This is a genomic window from Pirellulales bacterium (assembly GCA_035546535.1).
Taxonomy (GTDB): Bacteria; Planctomycetota; Planctomycetia; order Pirellulales; family JACPPG01; genus JACPPG01.
Genome location: DASZWQ010000083.1, coordinates 39,741 through 59,220, shown reverse-complemented (window position 1 = coordinate 59,220; position 19,480 = coordinate 39,741). Strand labels below are relative to the sequence as shown.

The window sequence follows — 19,480 nt, the reverse complement described above, 5'->3', positions numbered from 1 at the left end:
CCCGGAGGGGCGACATCGATTTCAGGTTTGTCGTATGTCGCCCCTTCAGGGCTTACGACGAATCTCATTGCGAATTAGTACCGTGGGCTTGCGCCCACGGCTACACGACTAGGCCCCTTCGGGGCCAAGGAGAGGCTGTTGCGGTAGGCAATGTCGAATCGGCCCGACCTACCGAAACTCCACGGCGTCATCTTCCACAATCGCATAGCCAAGGCTGTTCCCCTGTGCGGCTGCCAGGGTAACGCTGCCAACACCGACGAGTACCTTCACGTTTGGTCGTAGCTGATGGCGCTCGGGCCCTTTCACCTCGAAATGCTCGCCGTCTTCGTAGATGACGCTGCGAATCGGGGCTTGCCCATGCACGCAGATTTTTGGAAAGCCCGCGAAGAGCTTTTCAAGCTTGCGGGTGTTATAAGCATCCTCGGGGAAGATGTACTCATCGGTCTGTCGCGGCGAGCCGTGAACGAAGAGAACGTCTCCTATCGACAGGCTGGTCGGCAGCGAGGCAAGGAAGTCCAAACGGCTGGAACCCGCCTCGTCTCCCGAGGGGAAGAGCAGCCGACTACGAACAACCTCAACGGCGGCCCGCGACTTCACATGGAGTTCGTCCGTGGCGAGCTGCTGCAGAACGTATTGTTCCCAGTCTCCAGTGATGCAGGCCATCGGGTCCGCTGATCTTAAGCGATCAATGCAGGACGTCGAATCGGGACCTACGCCGACGATGTCGCCGAGGCAGACAATTTGATCGACATTCTGTGATCGAATGTCATCGAGCGCCGAGTTAAGCGGGGCGAGAAAGCCACGAATATCGCTGAGAACGGCGATTCTCACGGCCGTTTCGTCCTTGGTGGCTGCGTGCCGACGGCTCTAAAAGGTGACCTTCACGCCGGGCACGGCTTGCTTCAGCGCGTCGATTCCGTCTTCGGTGACTTGCGTGAACTGCAGGTCGAGTTGCTTGAGCTTCTTCAGACCGTGCAGCTTTTTGAGCCCCTCGTCCGTCACGTTCGTGCTGGCCAGGCCGAGCGAATTGAGATTCGTGAGTCCGGAGACGTGAGTCAACCCGGCGTCGGTGATCGAGGTCGAGTCGAAATTCAGATACTGCAGGTTTTTCAGTCCAGCGATGTTCTTGAGCCCGTCGTCCGTGACGCGCGTCGACCAGAGGTCGAGCCGTTCGAGCTCTGGGAGCGCGGCGATGTGCTTGAGGCCCTCGTCCGTAAGCGCGGTTTCGGCAAAGTCGAGCACCTTCATCTTTTTCAAGCCTTCGATCGACGCCAGGCCTGGGCCTTTGACGGCCGTGTCGCGCACTTCCAGCCGCTTGAGCTGTTTGAGCCCTTTGAGGTGTACAAGGCCAGGGTCGCCCACTTTCGTGCGCAGCAGATAAAGCTCATCGAGCGCGGTGAGCGGCTCGAGATCAGCCAATCCATCGTCACTGACGACGGTGTCTTCGAGCCACAGCCCCTTGAGCTTGGCGAGCTTGCCGATCGATTTGAGCCCCGCGTCGGTGACCCCCGGGTTGCGCAGTTTCAAACGTTCCAGGTTTTTGAGCGCCACGAGGTGCGCCATGCCGGCATCGGTCACGCCGACGCAGCCGCGCAAGTCGAGCACGCGCAGCTTTTGCAGCGGCGCCAGCCGGGCCAGGCCGTCGTCGGCGGTATTCGTGTACAGCAAGTGTAACTGCTCGAGCTGCGGCAGCTTGGCAAGGTTGCCCAGCCCGGCATTCGTGACCTGCGAACAGCGCCGCAGGTTCAAGGACTTCAGATTCTTGAGCGGCGCCAAACGAGACAGGCCATCGTCCGAGACGCTGGTGTTCTCCAACGACAGATCCTTGAGCTTGGCGATCTTAGCGATGGTCGAAATCTGCGCGTCGCCCACGCCGGGCCCTGTGACCATCAATTGCTCGAGTTCCGTCAACGGCGTGATCAGTGCCAGGTCGGCGTCGGTCACGGGATGCTCGCCGAAATTCACGCTGGTGATTTGCTTGGCGTCGTTCAACTTGACCAGCGCGCCCAAACCATCGAGCGTCTTAGCGACGGCCGCGTCGTCCGCGGTCGCGACATGCGCGAAAGAGAAAGCGCTCACGGCTAACGAGAACAGCACGGCACGCAGGATCGGCAATCGTGTCACGGAGGAAATCTCGCGAAAAATGAAATACGTGTTTAAGCAGTCCAGGCTGCCGGGGAAAAGGACCACGTCAAAAGCGAGCGAGGCTGCCAGGGAGGTTCTTGCGCCAACCCTGGCAGCCCGCATTCGCGTTTAAAATCAGTTGACGGAATTCGTACGACCGATACTCGCGCCCCTTACAGGGTGTAGCCTTCGCGGTAGGTCGGACGGATCATGCTGTCGAGCTCGGGGGCGCCCTTGGCCTTCAGTTCCTTGGCGTCCCAGAGAACCTTGTTGCCGCTCCACACGGCCAGGTTGCCCAACAGCACGATCTCGGTGAGCGGACCGGAGTAGTTCGGGAAGTTGGACGTCGCCGGGATGCCTTCCTTGATGGCGCGGGCATACTCGGCGAAGTGGTTCATCGTTTCGACTTCGATTTTCGGCTTCTCCATGCCTTCGGGCAGGTAGTACTTGTCGGCGTAATCGCCCGGCGAGTACATCGAAGCCTTGTCGCCAATCAACAGCGCGCCCGAGATCGCGGTCTCGAACGTCTCGGCCTTGTCCCCCTTGGGGCCGTCCTTGATGGCCTCCTTCGGCCACTTGACGCTTTGCAGCAACTCGGCGGGGGGCAGCTTCTTGCCGTCGTACCAGGTGAAGGTTACGGGCCCGCGCTTCTCCGTGGCCGGGAACTCGTACTTGATGATCGACCAGGCCGGATAGGTTTCCTTGTTGTGGCCCGAGGTCTGCGCCTCGACCGAGATCGGGTGCTGCAGGTCGAGCGCCATGTACGGCATATTCATCGTATGGCAGGCCATGTCGCCCAGGGCGCCGGTGCCGAAGTCCCAGTAACCGCGCCAGGCGAACGGGTGATAGCCGTTGGCGTACGAGCGATAGGCGGCCGGGCCGATCCACAGGTCCCAGTGCACATGCTTGGGCACTTCGGTCTCGGGCGGACGACCCGCGCCTTGCGGCCAGATGGGACGATTCGTCCAGACGTGTACTTCCTTGACGTTACCCAGCGTGCCGGCCTTCACGACGGCGGCGGCCTGACGCAAACCGCGGTTGGCGGTGCCTTGGTTGCCCATCTGCGTGGCGACCTTCATCTCGCGAGCGACTTCGCCCATGCGGCGGGCTTCGTAGATGCTGTGGGTCATGGGCTTCTGCGTGAAGCAGGCCTTGCCCATCCGCATGGCCATCAGCGAGGCCGCGGCGTGCGTGTGATCCGGCGTGCTGACGGTGACGGCGTCGATGTTCGGTCCCATTTCTTCCAGCAGCTTGCGGAAGTCGTTGTACTTCTTGGCGCCGGAGAAAGCGTCGCCCGCCTTGTTGAGCGTGTTGTCGTCGATGTCGCAAATCGCGACGACGTCGCCGTTGCGGCTGGCGTCCTTCGAATCGCTGCTTCCCTTACCGCCCACGCCGATACAGGCGAAGCGAATGCGCTCGATGGCCGAGCGGCTTTCCTTCGGCGTGGCGCCGGCGGCGACCCAAAAGCCGACGCCCGCGGCGGTGGTGGATTTCAAGAAGTCACGACGACTCGTTGAACGCTTCATGTGCGGAACTCCTTCGCAATAAGGGAGACTTTGTTCTGGCTGCGGTCGCCTGGCTCAAACGAATGGCCAGGGGACCGTGAGAGCACCAAGGGTAGGACTTACTCCGCCGCGTCTGCGGTGTGTGACGAAGCATGGATTGCGCAAGCGTTCCGGGTGGGCGCCACGTCCTCGTTTTGTTGTTCCTGCCTCGCGATTTCGCCCCTGGGTTCGCAAGACGCAGGCCGCCTGAGGAAGCGACGTTCGGGGAAGGGCGTCGAGCCGCAAGGGAACGACGCTATCCGCCAGCACAATCGGGCACTGGGTAAACGATAACCGACGGGGGGGCGGCCTGCAATCTAGGGCTTTTTCCGCCGCTGGGATTCGTCTTTTTCGACGAACGAAAGCGCCTGACAGACGCAGGGCTACACGGTCGCGCCCGGCAAGGCGTACTCGAGGATCGCGAAGTAATGCACGGCACTCCCCGCGATCACGAAGATGTGCCACACGGCGTGCAGGTAGAGCGCCTTGCGGTCGAAGGTCAGGAACAGGGTCCCCACCGTGTAGCACAGCCCGCCGGCGAACATCATCCACAGGCAGCGGCCGGGCGTCACGGCGATCATCGGCTTGGCGGCCAGCACGGGCAGCCAGCCCATCACGACGTAAGCGGCCGTCGACACGGCCTCGACGCGATGTGCCAGGAACACCTTCGAGCAGAAACCGACGACGGCGATCGTCCACATCGTGGCCAAGAGTACCCACCACCATCCGTCGCGAAGATAGCGCAAGGCGAGCGGCGTGAATGTGCCGGCGATCAACAGGTAGATGCACCCTTGATCGAGCATGCGGAACACGCGTCGCAGCCGCGGCTGCCAGAAGACGTGCGACAACGTCGAGGCCGCGTACACGGCCACCAGCGACAGGCCATAAATCAGGCAGCCGACGAACTCGCGGGTGTCGGCGGTACGGGCCGCGGCGATGACCAGCGCGGCAGCTCCGACCAGGCTCAGGGCGAGTCCGATGCCATGCGTGATGCTGTTGGCGATCTCGTCTTCGAGGCGCGGCAGGGTGGCCGTGCCCGCGTCGAATGTGTTGTCGGAAGAAATCGCCACTTTGCCAAACTCCCCTGCGCCAATCTCCACGGTTGCCATGCCCCAAAGGGGTCACATAGCTCGGTTCCTATAGATAGCACGTTCCACGGCGCCGAGAAGCCGCCGGCCGGCAATTCTGTAGCAAACGGCAGGCAGCGCCGTCCAGGCCGGTTTCACCCTCTCTTCCTGATACGCCCGCGAGTAGCCGCTTGTGCGGGTCTGGGCCGGCTAATTAGACTTGCTGCCACAGCTTAACGAGGGCCTTGATTACGTCGGTAGATTTCATTCCCTGGGGAGATCGTCGATGACACGCTCGTCGGAACCGCTTGCGGTGAATTCCTCGCTCGTCGGCCGCGACCTTTCGCGCCGCCGGTTTCTTGGCGTGGCCACCGCTGGCGCCGGAATGGCATTCGCCGGTCGTGGCCTCGAGGCTCGCGCCGCCGACGACTACGCGGGCTTCATGATGGGGATCCAGACGTATTCGCTGCGCGGCTACCCGACGGAAAAGGCGCTGCAGCTCGCCAAAGAGCTGGGATTCACGACCTTGGAATTCGCCACGGGACACTTGAGCACCAAGGCATCGCCGGCGGAGATCGATGCGGTCAAGGCGCAGGTCCATCGGTTAGGGCTGAAGGCGCTTGCGCATGGCGTGAATCCCTTCACCAAGGACCATGAAGCAAATCGCAAGATCTTCGAGTTCGCCAAGCGCTTCGGCGTCCGCAACCTGTCGGCTGATCCGCACGAGGATGCGTTCGACAGCCTCGACAAGCTGGTGGCCGAATACGACATCCGCATCGCCATCCACAATCACGGCCCAGGCGCGCGATACGATAAGGTCTCCGACGTTTTGAATGCCGTCAAAGGCCATCATCCGTCGATCGGCGCGTGCGCCGACTTGGGGCACTACATTCGTTCCGGCGAAGATCCGGTGCGCGCGATCACGCTGTTGGCCGGCCGACTGTACGGCGTACATCTCAAGGATTTCGCCGAACCGAAAAAGGATGCCGCGGGCGTAATCCTCGGCAAGGGACAATTGGATTTGCCAGCGACGTTCCGGGCGCTGCGCAAGGCCGAATTCCCGGCCGATGCCTGCCTTGCCCTGGAGTACGAAGAGAAGCCGGAGAATCCGCTGGACGATATCCGCCAGTGCCTGGCGGCGGCAGCCGAAGGGGCGCGGCAGTCGCGCGCTTGATCATTGATGAGTGACGAGCGGTGCCTGGCAAGCGATACCCAGATCCCGCACCGCATCGGAGCGGCACCGAAGCACAGTGCGTGGTGTGCTCCGGACCGCTCCGTGCGACACGGACTCTCGGCAGTGGCTAATGCGCCAACGCCTCCCATCGGTCCACATTGAGATTCGGCAACTCTGCGAACACCCCGGCGGGCCAGCCACCGACGCTGGCGGCAGGCTGCACGGTCAGATCCGACCACGCGCGCTGGTCGCGGCATGTTTCCCACAAACCGCTTCGTTCGTTCAGCGTGGCAACGGCGTGGCTATTCTCGCGTTCGGCATAAACCGTATTGCCCATCACGCCGATCATGCCGAACGTGCCAAGTGTCAGCGACTGACCGTTAAGCGGGTTTTCCAGCCGCAGCAGCGAAGCCGTCTCGATCCACAGGCACGGAAAACGACCCCCGGTCTTTCGGTTGATCCACAGGCCGTCCCGGTAGCGCGCGGCTTCCTGACCGCGCGGACCGAGCCGCAGACTCGGGCCCACGGAGCGAAAGCTTTGGGCGGGGCCGACGGCGCATTGCAGACCACAGACAACATTCCCTCCCCACATGACCAGGTACCGCTCTCGCCCCCGGCTGCCCCTCGGTTTCGCGATTTCCACGTCGTTCTCCCGCGTAGCAATTTGGTCCCTAACGACCTCCCCAATCACTAATTGCCAAAGCGAGGCAAAATCGGACGCAAAAAAGCGCCGGCCTTTGCGATTTTCTTGAAAATGGGGCAAATACCTCCCTGCCGGGTGGTATTTCGACGTCCTTCTTAAACTCGGTCCCCCCCAAATGGCACTCTGGTCCTCGGGAACGCCCTCGCACCGATCGGCTTTAGATCGTCAGCACGGCAGCGCCGTGAACCCGGCCTGAACGGAGCGCGTCGAGCGCCTCGTTGGCGCGTGCCAGTGGAAAGGTCGTGACCTCGGTCTTGACGGGCACCTGCGGGGCGAGAGCTAACAGCTCATCCCCGTCCCGACGCGTCAGGTTCGCGACCGACCGAACCGCGCGTTCGCCCCATAGCAGGTCGTAGGAGAACGCCGGAATCGTGCTCATGTGGATTCCGGCGCAGACGACGATTCCTCCTTTGCGCACCGCGGATAGGGCCAGCGGCACGAGCGACCCGACAGGCGCGAACAGGATGGCCGCATCGAGCAGGGCCGGAGGGTTTTCTTCCGAGGCGCCGGCCCAAGCGGCGCCGAGCGAGCGCGCGAATTGCTGCGCTTTGTCGTCCCCGGCGCGCGTGAAGGCGAAGACTTCGCGCCCTTGGTGAACGGCCACCTGGGCGACGATGTGTGCCGCGGCGCCGAATCCATAAATCCCCAGCCGTCCCGCATCGCCGGCCATCCGCAAGGAGCGATAACCGATCAACCCAGCGCACAAAAGCGGCGCGGCTTCGGCGTCGGAATAGCTTTCAGGAATCGCAAAGCAATATCGCGCATCGGCAATCGTGAATTGGGCGTAACCGCCGTCGACGGTGTATCCCGTGAAGCGGGGCCGGTCGCAAAGGTTCTCTTCCCCGCGCCGACAGAAGGGGCATTCGCCGCACGTCCAGGCGAGCCAGGGAACGCCCACGCGTTGGCCCACGCGGAATCCTGCGACGTTTGTTCCCAATTCCGCGACGATTCCTACGATTTCATGCCCGGGCACGAGTGGCGACTTCGGAGAGGTCAGTTCGCCGTCGACGACGTGCAGGTCGGTGCGGCACACGCCGCACGCCCGGACTTCGATCAGCAGCTCGTTTTCGCCGGGCCGCGGGTCGGGAATGTCGGCGGCACGTAATGGAGCGTGCGGACGCTCAAGAAGCATGGCGCGCATCGTTCGTCTCCTCCACGCGAGCCCAGAGCTGCTCCGATCGCCAATTCACCTTTTTTCACAATATCAGCGTGGTCCGAACTTGTTAACCAATTCTTGGCGGGCGTCGGTGGGTTTGCGGCGTGCGGTAGGGTGCGGTTATTCTCGATGGCCCGCGGACGGAGCGCGACTTCAACATTTCTTCACACGTCGGCCACGCTGGAGGGCCCTTGCACGTGACCTGGACGCAAAACTACGATCCCTTGGGTTGCGCTTTTCTCTCCACGCTGCTGGCCGGGGCGCCTGTCTGCCTGCTGCTCGGACTGCTGGTCGTGGGAGTCGCCGCTGAGCGCGCCGCGCTGGCCGGATTGCTGGCCGCGCTGGGCGTGGCAGTTCTTGGCTTCGGCATGCCCGTCGCGCCCGCATTGGCGGCGGCGGGTAATGGCGCCGCGTATGGATTGCTGCCGATCGGTTGGATCGTGGTCGCTGCCGTCTTCATGTTCCATCTGACTGTTCTGTCGGGGCAGTTCGAGATCGTGAAGCGATCCGTCGCCGCTATCTCGTCCGATCAGCGCATGCAGGCGCTGTTGATCGCGTTTTCTTTCGGCACCTTCGTCGAAGGAGCGGCCGGTTTCGGTACACCGGTGGCGATCTCGGCGGCGCTTCTGATCGGGCTGGGCTTCACGCCGCTCTACGCGGCGGGCCTGGCGCTCTTGGCAAATACTTCGCCCGTCGCCTTCGGAGCCCTCGGGACGCCGATCATCATGCTGGCCAAGGTGTCGGGCCTCGACGAAATGACGCTCAGCCAGATGGCCGGGCGGCAGTTGCCCTTGTTCTCCCTGGTCGTGCCGGCGTGGCTGGTGGCCGTGATGTCGGGCTGGCGCGGCGTGCGTGACTGTTGGCCGGCGATCGTGGTTTGCGGCGGCAGCTTCGCGGCACTCCAGTTCCTTACCTCGAATCTGCACGGTCCGACGCTGGTCGATGTTGTCGGTGGGCTGGGCTCCCTCGTGGCGCTTGCCGTGTTCCTACGCTTCTGGCAGCCCGCCGAAGTATGGCGCTTTCCGGATGCCGCGCCGCCGACCGTTCAAGGCGATCCGCTCACGCGGCGGCAGATCATCCACGCCTGGATGCCGTGGGTGCTGCTCTCAATCATGGTTTTTCTGTGGGGCTGGCCGTCATTCAAAACGTTGTTGAACGGCGGCACGGTGGAACATCCCAGCGCGCTGGCCGGCATCGGTAAGTTTTCCTTCAGAATCCACCAATTGCACGGCGTCGTCTTTCCAACGGCGCCTGTGGCCGAAGTGCCGGCCGGAGCCGACCGCGCCGCCGAGGCGCTGCCGGCCGTTTACGACCTGAATTGGCTTTCCGCTACGGGAACCGGCATCTTCCTGGCCGCGATCCTGGCGGCCTTTTGGATGCGCATTGCGCCGGGCGTGTTCGTGCGGCAATTCTTCGACACGTTGTGGCGCATGCGGCTGGCACTAATGACGATCGCCTGCATGCTGGGAATCGCCTTCGTCACGCGCTTCAGTGGCGCGGACGCGACGCTCGGGCTGGCCTTTACTCATACGGGATGGCTGTATCCGTTTTTCGCGCCACTCTTGGGCTGGCTGGGCGTCGCGCTGACCGGTTCCGACACGTCGTCGAACGCCCTTTTCGGCAGTTTGCAGAAGATCACGGCCGAACAGTTGAATCTGCCGCCGGTGTTGATCGTCGCCTCGAACAGCACAGGAGGGGTGATGGGCAAAATGATCGATGCACAAAGCATCGTCGTTGCTGCCGTGGCCACCGAGCAGGACGGCGGCGAAGGAGCGATCTTGCGGTTCGTCTTTCCGCACAGCATTGCCCTGGCCTGCCTGGTGGGGCTGCTCACCCTCGTGCAGGCTTACTTCTGCGCGTGGATGATTCCAGGTGGACCCTGAGCGCGCGCGACCATCGACTCGACAAGCCCTAGCACCATGCCGGCGACGTCCTTGCCGGTCGCGCGCGAAAGTGCCCGCCAGCCGGGCACGGCGTTGACTTCGATCAAATAAAGCTCGCCGTCGCGTCCCGGCAAGATATCGACGCCCGCCAAGGGCGCCTCGACCGCGGCCGCCGCGCGACGGGCCATATCGATCAACGTATCGCCGGGCGCAAACGCTTCGGCCGTGGCGCCGCGGCTGACATTCGTGCGCCAGTCATGCGGATTGCATCGGCGCATGGCCAACGTCTCATCGCCTATCACCAACAGCCGCAGGTCGCAACCGTCATGGGGGACGAATTCCTGCAAATAGATCACAGCGCCCAGTTGCTCGAGCATGCGAAAGGCGCGGTCGGCGAGCGCCGCGTCCTGCAATCGCGTGATACCGCGCCCCTCGGAACCGAAAAGCGGCTTGACCACGACATCGCGGCCAAGCTCTTCGAAAGCCAAGAGGGCCTCTTCGGCCGTCTGACATACGACGGTACGCGGCACGCGCAGGCCCGCCGCTTGCAATCGCGCCGTGGCCAGGTACTTATCGACGGCTGCCTCGACCGCGCGGGGAGGGTTGAGCACGATCACGCCCGCGGCCGCCAGGCGGGCCAGCACGTCCATGCGGAAGACGACCTGTTCCAGCGAACCGGGGGGCATCGTTCTTACCAGCACCGCATCGCAGCGGCCTAGATTCAGTCCGACCGAGCGGCATCCCTGCCCCGTCGAACTGACCGAGGCCGCCATGTCGCGAAAGGTGGCCGGAGTAACGCGATGGTGCGTGCCGGCCGCGCGCTGTAGATCGCGCAGATACCAACTTGTCGGCGAGCCCAAGACGGCGACTTCCATCGCGCGGCCTCGCTTCAAGTCGTGAACGATTGTTCGACCACGTCGGGCAGCAACTTGCCGAAGCGGAAGCTGCGCCCCGAGTCGAGATTCACGAGATTCACCACCGCCGGACTGAACAGGTGCGGATCAACCCGATAAAAGTCGCGATCGTAGCGTTCGAAGATTTGCCGAAACGGCTGCCCATGGTCGGCCGACGCGCTGCTGGGAATGCGCGGGCCGAACGACTCGAGATCCGCGTCCGCGCCGTGACACCATAGGGTAACTTCGCCGCCGTACAGGATCGCGTCGTTCGTACGGCCGATGGCGGCGACGTCGTCGGCCGCCACGGGGGGCAGGGGGGCGATGCCGTAGCCGCTGGCGACGCGAGTTATGTCGAAGCCGATCTCCAGCATCTTGTGCAGCGCCGTTTCGATCGAGCGGGCCACGATCTGCACGCCGCCGGCCTGGCTCGCCGTGGGGGCAGCAAGCAGCGTGAGCTGCCCGGCCTCAACCTGACAGGCCTTCGCGATGTAGTCGATCACCTCGGCGGGCGGCAGCTTGCGGGTTTCGAGCACGCCCACGGCTTGCCCGGGCTGCTCGCGATGTCCGATGCGCTCGAACACCGCCTCCTTGCCGGCGGCCGCGCGCATGGGACCTGATCCCATGGCAAAGAATTTGCCTTGCGCGATTTGCCAACCGGCATACTGGCTGGCCATGCACGCGGCGAGGGGATGGTCCGTGGCCACCGTCACCGACGGCCCGTGCCACGCCGCAGAAGACGGAGCGAGCGCGACGTTTGCCAGGCCGGCCAGGCAGACTTCGGCCAAGGCCAGGCCAGCCTCGAGCCCACCAGCGGCGGCAATGCCGGCGTCGATCACGGTGGCGCCGGCGATCGACGAAACCTCGACGCGCAGCCGCGCCACATCGGCGACAATTCGCTGGCAAAGTGCGGCGGCCCGCTGGTTCAGATTCACGGTGATCGTACCGATGGTCAGGAAGTGCCAGACATGGCTTTCGTATGATCGTCGCTTAGCCAGCTACTGGCAATGGGGCCCGGCTTTTCGGGGTTGCTCGTGGCGACCATGCGGGGCTCGATTGCCCGATTGCCTAAGCGTGATCTAGAATTCCGTACGGCGAATCGGGGGCGGAGATCCGCTCGGTGCGTTTTCGATTTGTCGTGTTCGCTTTCAACCGCGGAGCCGTTCGCTTGGCCAGTCTTACCGTCGAGAACTATCTGAAGACGATCTACCAGATCGGCGCTTCCCAGGATGGCAAGCCGGCCGCCACCGGGCAAATTGCGACGGCGCTCGCGGTTTCGCCCGGCACCGTGACGAGCATGCTGAAAACGCTCTCGGACAGCAAGCTGGCGACTTACACGCCCTACGAAGGAGCGCGGCTGACTGCGGCGGGCAAGAGCCTGGCTTTGCGCATCCTCCGCCGTCATCGTTTGATCGAGCTATTTCTCACCAAGACGCTCGACCTGAGCTGGGATGAGGTACACGAGGAAGCCGAGAACATGGAACACGCGGTCAGCGACCTGCTGGTTGACCGCATCGACGCCTTTCTCGGCTATCCGCCGGTCGACCCGCACGGCGATCCCATTCCGCGCGCCGACGGGTCGGTGGTGGACGAGTCGCTACGTTCGCTGGCCGAGTGCGAGGTTGGCGCGCCGTTTCGCCTGGCACGGGTGATCGACCAATCGCCCGAGTTTCTGCGCTATCTGAGCGAGACGGGTTTGCCGCTGGGCGCCGTGGGGCGCGTGAAGACGAATCGCGCCGAGGCCGGCATCGTTACCGTTGTCGTTGACGGCGAGGAAACGACGCTCGGGCGTCCGGCCGCGGAAAAGATTCTGGTGGGGGCGGTGGAAAAGGCGGCAGCCCGGCGATAGCGCTTCCCATTGCGGCGCATCGGGGTGTTTCCCCCATGCGACCATCAATTCTATTCGTGCCGCAGGGCCACCACAGGATCAGTCTTTGCCGCCCGCCGCGCCGGATAGTATGCCGCCAGCGTTGTGACCGTGACGACGAAGGCGAGCACGACCAGCGGTAGCCACGCCGGAAAGACGAAGATCGAGCCCGTAAGGTCGATCTTCAACTGGCTGGAAACTCGCGAGCGGACCCAGGCATCGCCGGGAAACGACGCTGCCCAGGCCAAGAACAAGCCGAGCAATCCGCCGACGAAGCCCAGGAGAGCTCCTTCGACGAGGAAAATAAGCTGCAGCTGGGCACTTGCCGCGCCAACGGCCTTCATGATGCCGATTTCACGTGTTCGTTCCAGCACGCTCATCAACATCGTGTTGGCGATTCCCAAGGCTGCCACCAGCAGAGCCACGGTGGCGACGCAGGTCATGCCGGCGAAGATCAACAAATACATCAGGCGCTGTTGCCGGACGAACTCCGCGGCGGCGTAAGTATTGAATCCTTGCTCTTTGATCGCGCTGGCCACCTCGAGTGTGTGATCTTCGCTATCCACGATGACGACGACCTGGTCCGCACCGTATTGTTGCCGCAGCGGCCGACGAAAATCGATGTCTGTGGCGAACTGGTAGGGGAGAATCACTTCCGCAGTCTGACGCGACGGGTCCCAGGGCGTTTTTTGTTCTTCGGCATCAGGATCGCGAGCGACGCCGACGATCGTCACGTCGACCGAGAGAGGCTCACGGACGCTCTTCGACTCGCTACCCAGCGCTGCGCGAAGGACAGCCGTCTCGGCAGGGCTCAGATCGAGCTTGTCGAGCGACTCCGGGAGCCGGTCCTTGATCTTGTCGACGATCTCTTTCTCGGCGAGCGACAACTCGCTGCCATCGGGCTTGAGCAGGAACAATCGAAAGCCGTCGGGAGATTGATGCACTGTGCTCATCTTCAGACGGAGCGTCTTGCCGATCGCGCCTTCGATCGTCGCTTCGTCAAGCAGGCCCAGCCGGTAGAGCAACAATTCGCTGACGACGGCTGACGCTTCATCAGCCGTCTGAAAGCCGTGTCCGGCGACGATCCGCTTCAACAAATAGTCGTCGCTGGGACGTGCCCCCGCGACCATGGCCGGTTGCGACTTGTCAGCGAGCAGCGCGTGGCAGCTCTCGTGCACCACAGGCAGGACCAACTCGACGTGCGGGAGTGCCGCCAGCTCGGCAAGCTTTTCGCGCGACAGCTTGATCGTGGGTGAGCCGTTCTGGCGGCGCGCTTGCGACTGGCGGAGCGCCGTGCGCAGTCGCTCTCGTCGCTCATTGCTCATCGCGCCCGGCACATCGATCACTTCCGGCACACTGTCGATGTCGCCGGTCAGCCATTTGGGGTGGACGTTGATCTTTCGCAGCAAGTCAGTGCGGTGGCTCTCGCGCTGGATGGTGTCTTGCACGCCCTGGCCGATCGACAGGCTGGCCGCCAGGACGAACGCCCCGAATACAATGCCCAGCGTGGTCATCGCGGTCCGCGATTTCTGCTGTGCGAGCGCGGCCAGAGGCAGTGTCACAAGGTCGATCGTGCGCACAATGTGTTCCCCGGAGCGTCGCTAACTCTCTTGGAGCTGACCATCTTTCAGGCGGATGATGCGTTCCGCATGGTTTTGCGCGAGTTCTTCGTCGTGTGTGACCAGAACCAGCGTCGTTCGATGTTCTGCCAGGTGCGTGGAGATCAGCCTCACGATTTCGCCCGCCGTGGCGCTGTCGAGATTTCCCGTCGGCTCATCGGCGAGCAGGATTTGCGGCCGATTGACCAGGGCGCGGGCGATCGCCACGCGCTGGTTTTCGCCACCGCTCAGCTGCGCCGGGCGATGGTCCAGCCGCTCGCCGAGGCCGACCGCTTCGAGCGCCTGCCGGGCGATCGTGCGGCGCGCGGCGGCGGGCTGGCCGGCAAAGATCATCGGCAGCTCGACGTTCTCAAGCGCGGAACGCGACATGACCAGGTTGAACGACTGAAAGATCATGCCCACTGCGGCCGAACGGAACTGGGCCAAGGGGCGATCGGCCAGGGCGGTGAGATCTTGCCCGGCGACGTGCAACGCACCCGACGATGGGCGATCGAGACCTCCGAGTAGATTCAATAGCGTCGACTTGCCGGAGCCGGATTTGCCCAACAGTGCGACGCGTTCCCCCGGACGAACCGTGAGCGTGACGCCGCGCAAGGCATGGACCGGCGCGGACGCGCCGCCGTAAGACTTCGCCAGTCCTATCGCCTGGATGGCCAATTCGTTGCGTGTCGATTCGTGCAAAGCCGGGAGTTCCGCGGCCGGGGAAAAGTAATGCTGATCAAGCACTACTATGCCCGCGCACTCGCAGCAACGCCAGTCATTAGCGCTAATGCTCGAACGCACGATTGCGAGGTAAACTTCCCTGGTTTCGCGCGGCGGTGCGCTCGGCTGCACTCTCGTCGCGTTCTGCCTGTCGATTAGCCCAAGAAGGACAATCACTATGCGCTGTGCAAGAGCGATCGTGCTGCTGTTGGTTGCCGGAACCAGCATGGCTGCCGAGCCAAAAGACGCGACCACCGCCACGCGTCAAGCGAACCAGCGCGTGCGGGAGCAATTGCCCTTTGCCGACCGGCAATCGTTCGACGAGGCGCACCGCGGCTTCATCGCGCCGCTATCCAAGGAGGTCATCCGCACAGAAGCGGGAGATGCGGTGTGGGACCCGAATAAGTACGCCTTCATCGAGGAAGGCAAAGACGCGCCAGACACGGTCAATCCCAGCCTGTGGCGGCAATCGCAACTGGTGAACATCTCGGGCTTGTTCAAGGTCGTGGATCGCATCTACCAGGTGCGCAACGGTGATCTTTCGAACATGACGATCATCGAGGGCGTGTCCGGAATCATCGTCGTCGACCCGTTGATCTCGGCCGAGACGGCGCGTGCGGCGCTAGAACTTTATTTTCAGCATCGGCCCAAGCGGAACGTGGTGGCCGTGATCTACTCGCACTCACACATCGATCACTTCGGCGGCGTACGTGGCGTCGTGTCGGGCGATGATGTGCAGGCCGGCAAAGTCCAGGTTTACGCCCCCGAGGGTTTTTTCGAGCACGCCATCAGCGAAAACGTCATGGCCGGTAATGTGATGGGGCGGCGGGCCAACTACATGTACGGCAACCTGCTGCCGCCCGAGCCGCGCGGGCAGGTCGGGGCAGGGCTCGGTATGACCACTTCGACCGGCACCGTGACCCTCATTCCGCCCACCGTCTATATCCGTCGCGATGGACAAGAGGAAACGATCGATGCGCTGAAGTTTCAATTTCTGCTTGCCCCGGGCAGCGAAGCGCCCGCGGAAATGCATTGGTACCTGCCAGAACTAAAGGCGCTGACGGTTGCTGAGAACGCCTGTCATACGCAACACAACCTGTACTCGCTGCGCGGCACGAAGCTGCGCGATCCGCTGGCCTGGTCGAAATATCTGCACAAGTCGGTAAGACAGTGGGGCGGCGAGGCCGAGGTCCTCTACGGCATGCACCACTGGCCTGTGTGGGGCACCGAACGCGTGGTCGAGCACCTGGAAAAGCAGCGCGACATGTACCGCTTTATCAACGATCAGACGCTGCGGCTGGCCAATCAGGGCCTGACGATGACCGAGATCGCCGAAACGGTCGAGCTGCCCGAGCCACTGGCGAAGTATTGGTCGAACCGCGACTACTACGGCACGTTGAATCACAACGTGAAATCGACGTACGTGTTTTACCTGGGCTGGTTCGAGGGCAATCCCGCCACGCTGCATCGCTTGCCGCCGGTCGAAGCCAGCAAGAAGTACGTCGCCTATATGGGCGGAGCCGAAGCCGTGCTGTCCAAAGCGCGCGAAGCATTCAAGGAGGGGGATTATCGCTGGGTGGCCGAAGTCGTGAACCATGTCGTTTTCGCCGAGCCGGAGAATATTGCCGCCAAGGAACTTCAGGCCGACACGCTTGAGCAGCTTGGCTATCAGGCGGAATCGGGACCGTGGCGGAACTTTTACCTGACCGGCGCCAAGGAGCTGCGCGATGGCATCAAGCGCGGCGCCAATGCGGCGGCGACCGTCGGCGACGTGGTCGAAGCCCTGACGTTGGATCAGTTCTTCGATTACCTGGGAATCCGACTCAATGCACCGAAAGCGGCTGGCAAGAAGATCACGCTCAATTTCGATTTCACCGACACCAAGGAGCGCTACGTGCTCAAACTGGCCGACTCGGTGCTGAATCATTGGGACGGAGATCAGGCGGCCGACGCCGACGCGACCTTGAGCCTGGAGCGGTCGACGCTGAACAAGATCATGCTCAGGCAGTTGACCATGCCCGAGGCCTTGGGCGACGGCAGCGTCAAAATCACGGGCAAAGTGGCGAGCGTGGGGCAGTTGTTCGGCTTGCTCGATACGTTCGACGCGTGGTTCCCGATCGTGACGCCGTAAACGGTCCGACGTCGCAGCCGGCGGCGCCCAATTCGTGTCGCCGACCTGTTCGATTTCCAAAGAAGCCGCAGCGCCGAGCAATCTGGACGGTTAGCGGGGATTCCGCCCGTTTTTCGATGCTTCGCCGTAGTGTTGTTGACAAAGGATTACAAGTGTAGTCTAATGGCGAGCGTTGTGAGCGCATGAGACCATCCGCCCAGAGGAGCCGCCGTGACACGACGTGACGAGCAGACGCCGCTTTCGCCGGCCGAGTGGGAAATCATGAAGATCCTGTGGGATCATGGACCACTGGCCGCCCGCGACGTGTTTGCGCGGCTGCCACAAAAGCGGGGTTGGGCCTACAAGACCGTGAAGACGCTACTGTCGCGTCTGGTGGCGAAAGAGGCACTGGCCTACGACCAGGTCGGCAATTCGTATCTGTACCGCGCGGCGGTCGATCGCCAGCGCATGACCCGGCAGGAGGTGCGATCGATTTTCGAGCGCCTGATCAGCGAGGCCTCGGCGCCGGTGTTGGCGCAATTCATCGAAGAGGCCGATCTCAGCGACGAAGAGATCCGCGCCCTCAAGCGCCAGCTCGACGACAAGCGAAAGGGTCGCTGAAAAATGAACGCACCAAGCCTGCAATTGATTGAGCGGCTTTCGCGCGCGTGGTGGGGGTGGGTCACAGCGGCCAGTTGGCAATTGGCCTTACTCACGTGCCTGGTCGCCGCGGCGGTGGTCTTGCTGCGCCGTGCATCACCACGCTTGCGGCATGCGCTGTGGCTGTTAGTCATTATCAAAGTCTTCATTCCGCCCGGACTGACGGCGCCGTGGAGCGTCGGGCGATTGGCCCGGCCGTGGCTCGACGCCGCGGGAGTTCTGTCGTGGCGCCCCGCGACCGACCGCGGGACTGATAACGCCGATGCGAACCTGACACACCCGACCGAGGGCTCCTCAGAAGATCGTTCGACGAGTGCCGATGTAACGCACAGCGAGCCGGCGTCGACGGCCGCGCGATTGCCGGCCACCGCCTGGCTCATGTTTACCTGGGGGGCGGGCCTATTCTTGTTCTGGGGCCTCGTCGCGTGTCGCTATGCCCGTGTGTTGCACGCGCTGCGCGCGGCGCAAGTGATCGACGAAGGCCCGCTGCGCGTCGAGCTCGAGCGGATCGGTTTGGCCTTGCGTGTGAAGCGATTGCCGGAGCTCTTGGCCACCTCGCAGGTGACCAGCCCTTTCTTGTTTGGCGTCGTAAGGCCGCGGATCGTGCTGCCGGTGGCGATGCTCGATGGCCTTGCCGATCACGAGTTGCGTGCTGTGCTGACGCACGAGCTCGTGCACTGGCAACGCCACGACGTGCTCGTCGGGTGGTTGCAGGTGGCGGCACAGGGTTTGTTCTGGTTTCACCCGTTCGTGTGGTGGGCCAATCGCGAGCTGCGGCACGAGCGTGAATGTGCGTGCGATGAAGCTGTCTTACGACAGAGTGAGCTACCCGCCGAGCAATATGGCGATTCGATCGTCCGCGTGCTGACAGCGGCGCGGGGTCGGTCGCTGGCGGCAGGCAGCCTGGTGGGCGTGTTCGAGCGTGGCACGAAACTGCAAAACCGATTGGAGGAAATCATGGAATTCGAAACACGAAGGCCAAGATCGTCATGGTTATCCGGACTGGCCGTGGCCCTATTTGCATTGCTCGCATTCCCGATGGCGCCAGGGGCCGCGCCGTTTAACGCGGCTGCGGAGGATAAGAGCGCGGCCGAGGCGCCGGCCGCCACGACGACCAAGTATCCGCAAATTGTTGCGACGGAGCCGGCGATCGGCGCGACGGATGTCGATCCGAACCTCTCTTCGATCTCGGTCACTTTCGACCGTGATATGCAAGGCGGAATGAGTTGGACCGGCGGACCCCCGGAATTTCCCGAGACTCGAAAGGGTGAGAAAGCCGCGTGGAAGGATCGCCGCACGTGCCTTCTTCGCGTGAAGCTGGCCGGGGGCACGCTCTATCGCGTTGGCATCAATTCGACCAGCTATCAGAACTTTCGCTCGGCCGAAGGGGTCGCGGCACGACCTGCCGCGATTTATTTCGTTACCAAGGGGGCGGCGCCGGACGTCGTCGCGCGGGTCCGGGCTCCCAAGGTGGCGAGCATCTTTCCTGCTGATGGCGCAAAGGACGTTGATCCCAACATCAAACAGCTGAGCGTGACTTTCGACATACCGATGGGCCAGGGCATGTCCTGGGTGGACGTTGGCCCGAACTTCCCCACGAGGGAAAAGGGGCGGCAAGCTGCCTGGACAGCGGACGGTCTGACTTGCACGCTGCCAGTTAAGCTCGAGCCCGATCACGATTACCAGTTCGGCCTGAACGATCCGGACTACATCAACTTCCAAAGCCGCTTTGGTGTGCCGCTCGCGCCGAAGGTCTATCGCTTCCGGACGGCGGCCAAGTAAGCCGGAACGGGGAAGAGGCATTCTCTGAAGCGGTTGCAGGTTCCGGCCCGAGTGCCATTGGCGGCACGCGGGGTTTTGAATGGTCTAAGCCATCCGCGGAGGGGGCATGCAAATGCTGTCCATTGGCACATCCATTGCTAAGCTACGCTTGAGGGGTCGATTTTCTCGCTCCGAGAAATCGGAAACGCCGTTTCGC

General features: G+C 63.0%; 16 protein-coding genes. 6 read left to right on the top strand and 10 right to left on the bottom strand.

Annotated features, from left to right (window positions below; genetic code table 11):
• Window positions 1-168 precede the first annotated feature (168 nt).
• The 4 genes from VHD36_10840 to VHD36_10825 all read right to left on the bottom strand — a co-directional run bounded on the left by VHD36_10840 (window position 169) and on the right by VHD36_10825 (window position 4,738).
• Window positions 169-831 (bottom strand): metallophosphoesterase, encoded by a 663-nt coding sequence (locus VHD36_10840; GenBank protein ID HVU87807.1) that lies wholly within the window; start codon window positions 829-831, stop codon window positions 169-171.
• Window positions 832-867: 36 nt separating this feature from the next.
• Entirely contained in the window at window positions 868-2,124 is a 1,257-nt protein-coding gene (locus VHD36_10835) for a hypothetical protein (GenBank protein ID HVU87806.1), read from the bottom strand.
• Between the two features lie 173 nt (window positions 2,125-2,297).
• Window positions 2,298-3,650: a Gfo/Idh/MocA family oxidoreductase gene (locus VHD36_10830; GenBank protein ID HVU87805.1), complete on the bottom strand. Its 1,353-nt coding sequence runs from the start codon at window positions 3,648-3,650 to the stop codon at window positions 2,298-2,300.
• Between the two features lie 401 nt (window positions 3,651-4,051).
• A complete protein-coding gene (locus VHD36_10825; protein ID HVU87804.1) occupies window positions 4,052-4,738 on the bottom strand; it encodes a hemolysin III family protein in 687 nt (228 codons plus the stop codon).
• A 283-nt stretch (window positions 4,739-5,021) separates the two neighbouring features.
• Here VHD36_10825 and VHD36_10820 point away from each other — a divergent pair, with 283 nt between their 5' ends.
• Window positions 5,022-5,909: a sugar phosphate isomerase/epimerase gene (locus VHD36_10820; GenBank protein ID HVU87803.1), complete on the top strand. Its 888-nt coding sequence runs from the start codon at window positions 5,022-5,024 to the stop codon at window positions 5,907-5,909.
• Window positions 5,910-6,036: 127 nt separating this feature from the next.
• Here the strand turns inward: VHD36_10820 and VHD36_10815 are convergent, their stop codons facing one another.
• Window positions 6,037-6,672 carry a hypothetical protein gene (locus VHD36_10815; protein HVU87802.1) on the bottom strand — a complete coding sequence of 212 codons (636 nt, stop codon included), beginning with the start codon at window positions 6,670-6,672 and terminating at the stop codon, window positions 6,037-6,039.
• A 97-nt stretch (window positions 6,673-6,769) separates the two neighbouring features.
• On the bottom strand, window positions 6,770-7,753 hold the full coding sequence (locus tag VHD36_10810) for a zinc-dependent alcohol dehydrogenase family protein (protein HVU87801.1): 984 nt from the start codon (window positions 7,751-7,753) through the stop codon (window positions 6,770-6,772).
• Between the two features lie 212 nt (window positions 7,754-7,965).
• Here VHD36_10810 and VHD36_10805 point away from each other — a divergent pair, with 212 nt between their 5' ends.
• Window positions 7,966-9,651, top strand: a complete 1,686-nt coding sequence (locus tag VHD36_10805; protein HVU87800.1) for a lactate permease LctP family transporter — start codon at window positions 7,966-7,968, stop codon at window positions 9,649-9,651.
• Here VHD36_10805 and VHD36_10800 read toward each other — a convergent pair.
• Entirely contained in the window at window positions 9,615-10,526 is a 912-nt protein-coding gene (locus tag VHD36_10800; GenBank protein ID HVU87799.1) for a RimK family alpha-L-glutamate ligase, read from the bottom strand. The genes VHD36_10805 and VHD36_10800 overlap by 37 nt on opposite strands.
• Window positions 10,527-10,540: 14 nt before the next feature.
• On the bottom strand, window positions 10,541-11,479 hold the full coding sequence (mch, locus tag VHD36_10795) for a methenyltetrahydromethanopterin cyclohydrolase (protein ID HVU87798.1): 939 nt from the start codon (window positions 11,477-11,479) through the stop codon (window positions 10,541-10,543).
• A 233-nt stretch (window positions 11,480-11,712) separates the two neighbouring features.
• Here mch and VHD36_10790 point away from each other — a divergent pair, with 233 nt between their 5' ends.
• Window positions 11,713-12,393 (top strand): metal-dependent transcriptional regulator, encoded by a 681-nt coding sequence (locus VHD36_10790; protein HVU87797.1) that lies wholly within the window; start codon window positions 11,713-11,715, stop codon window positions 12,391-12,393.
• A gap of 50 nt (window positions 12,394-12,443) precedes the next feature.
• Here the strand turns inward: VHD36_10790 and VHD36_10785 are convergent, their stop codons facing one another.
• Window positions 12,444-13,973, bottom strand: a complete 1,530-nt coding sequence (locus tag VHD36_10785) for an ABC transporter permease (GenBank protein HVU87796.1) — start codon at window positions 13,971-13,973, stop codon at window positions 12,444-12,446.
• A gap of 39 nt (window positions 13,974-14,012) precedes the next feature.
• Window positions 14,013-14,711, bottom strand: a complete 699-nt coding sequence (locus VHD36_10780; GenBank protein ID HVU87795.1) for an ABC transporter ATP-binding protein — start codon at window positions 14,709-14,711, stop codon at window positions 14,013-14,015.
• Between the two features lie 199 nt (window positions 14,712-14,910).
• Between VHD36_10780 and VHD36_10775 the strand changes: the two genes are divergently transcribed.
• From VHD36_10775 to VHD36_10765, 3 genes are all read left to right on the top strand, one after another.
• The gene (locus VHD36_10775; protein ID HVU87794.1) at window positions 14,911-16,863 is read left to right on the top strand and encodes an alkyl sulfatase dimerization domain-containing protein; all 1,953 of its coding nucleotides are present in this window, start codon (window positions 14,911-14,913) and stop codon (window positions 16,861-16,863) included.
• Window positions 16,864-17,073: 210 nt separating this feature from the next.
• Window positions 17,074-17,463 (top strand): BlaI/MecI/CopY family transcriptional regulator, encoded by a 390-nt coding sequence (locus tag VHD36_10770; GenBank protein HVU87793.1) that lies wholly within the window; start codon window positions 17,074-17,076, stop codon window positions 17,461-17,463.
• A 3-nt stretch (window positions 17,464-17,466) separates the two neighbouring features.
• On the top strand, window positions 17,467-19,284 hold the full coding sequence (locus tag VHD36_10765; GenBank protein HVU87792.1) for a M56 family metallopeptidase: 1,818 nt from the start codon (window positions 17,467-17,469) through the stop codon (window positions 19,282-19,284).
• Window positions 19,285-19,480: the final 196 nt, after the last annotated feature.

Coding starts and splice junctions, on each gene's coding strand:
- VHD36_10800 (HVU87799.1), bottom strand. CDS start 10,526: ATGGAAGTCGCCGTCTTGGGCTCGCCGACAAGTTGGTATCTGCGCGAT.
- VHD36_10820 (HVU87803.1), top strand. CDS start 5,022: ATGACACGCTCGTCGGAACCGCTTGCGGTGAATTCCTCGCTCGTCGGC.
- VHD36_10765 (HVU87792.1), top strand. CDS start 17,467: ATGAACGCACCAAGCCTGCAATTGATTGAGCGGCTTTCGCGCGCGTGG.
- VHD36_10830 (HVU87805.1), bottom strand. CDS start 3,650: ATGAAGCGTTCAACGAGTCGTCGTGACTTCTTGAAATCCACCACCGCC.
- VHD36_10810 (HVU87801.1), bottom strand. CDS start 7,753: ATGCGCGCCATGCTTCTTGAGCGTCCGCACGCTCCATTACGTGCCGCC.
- VHD36_10775 (HVU87794.1), top strand. CDS start 14,911: ATGCGCTGTGCAAGAGCGATCGTGCTGCTGTTGGTTGCCGGAACCAGC.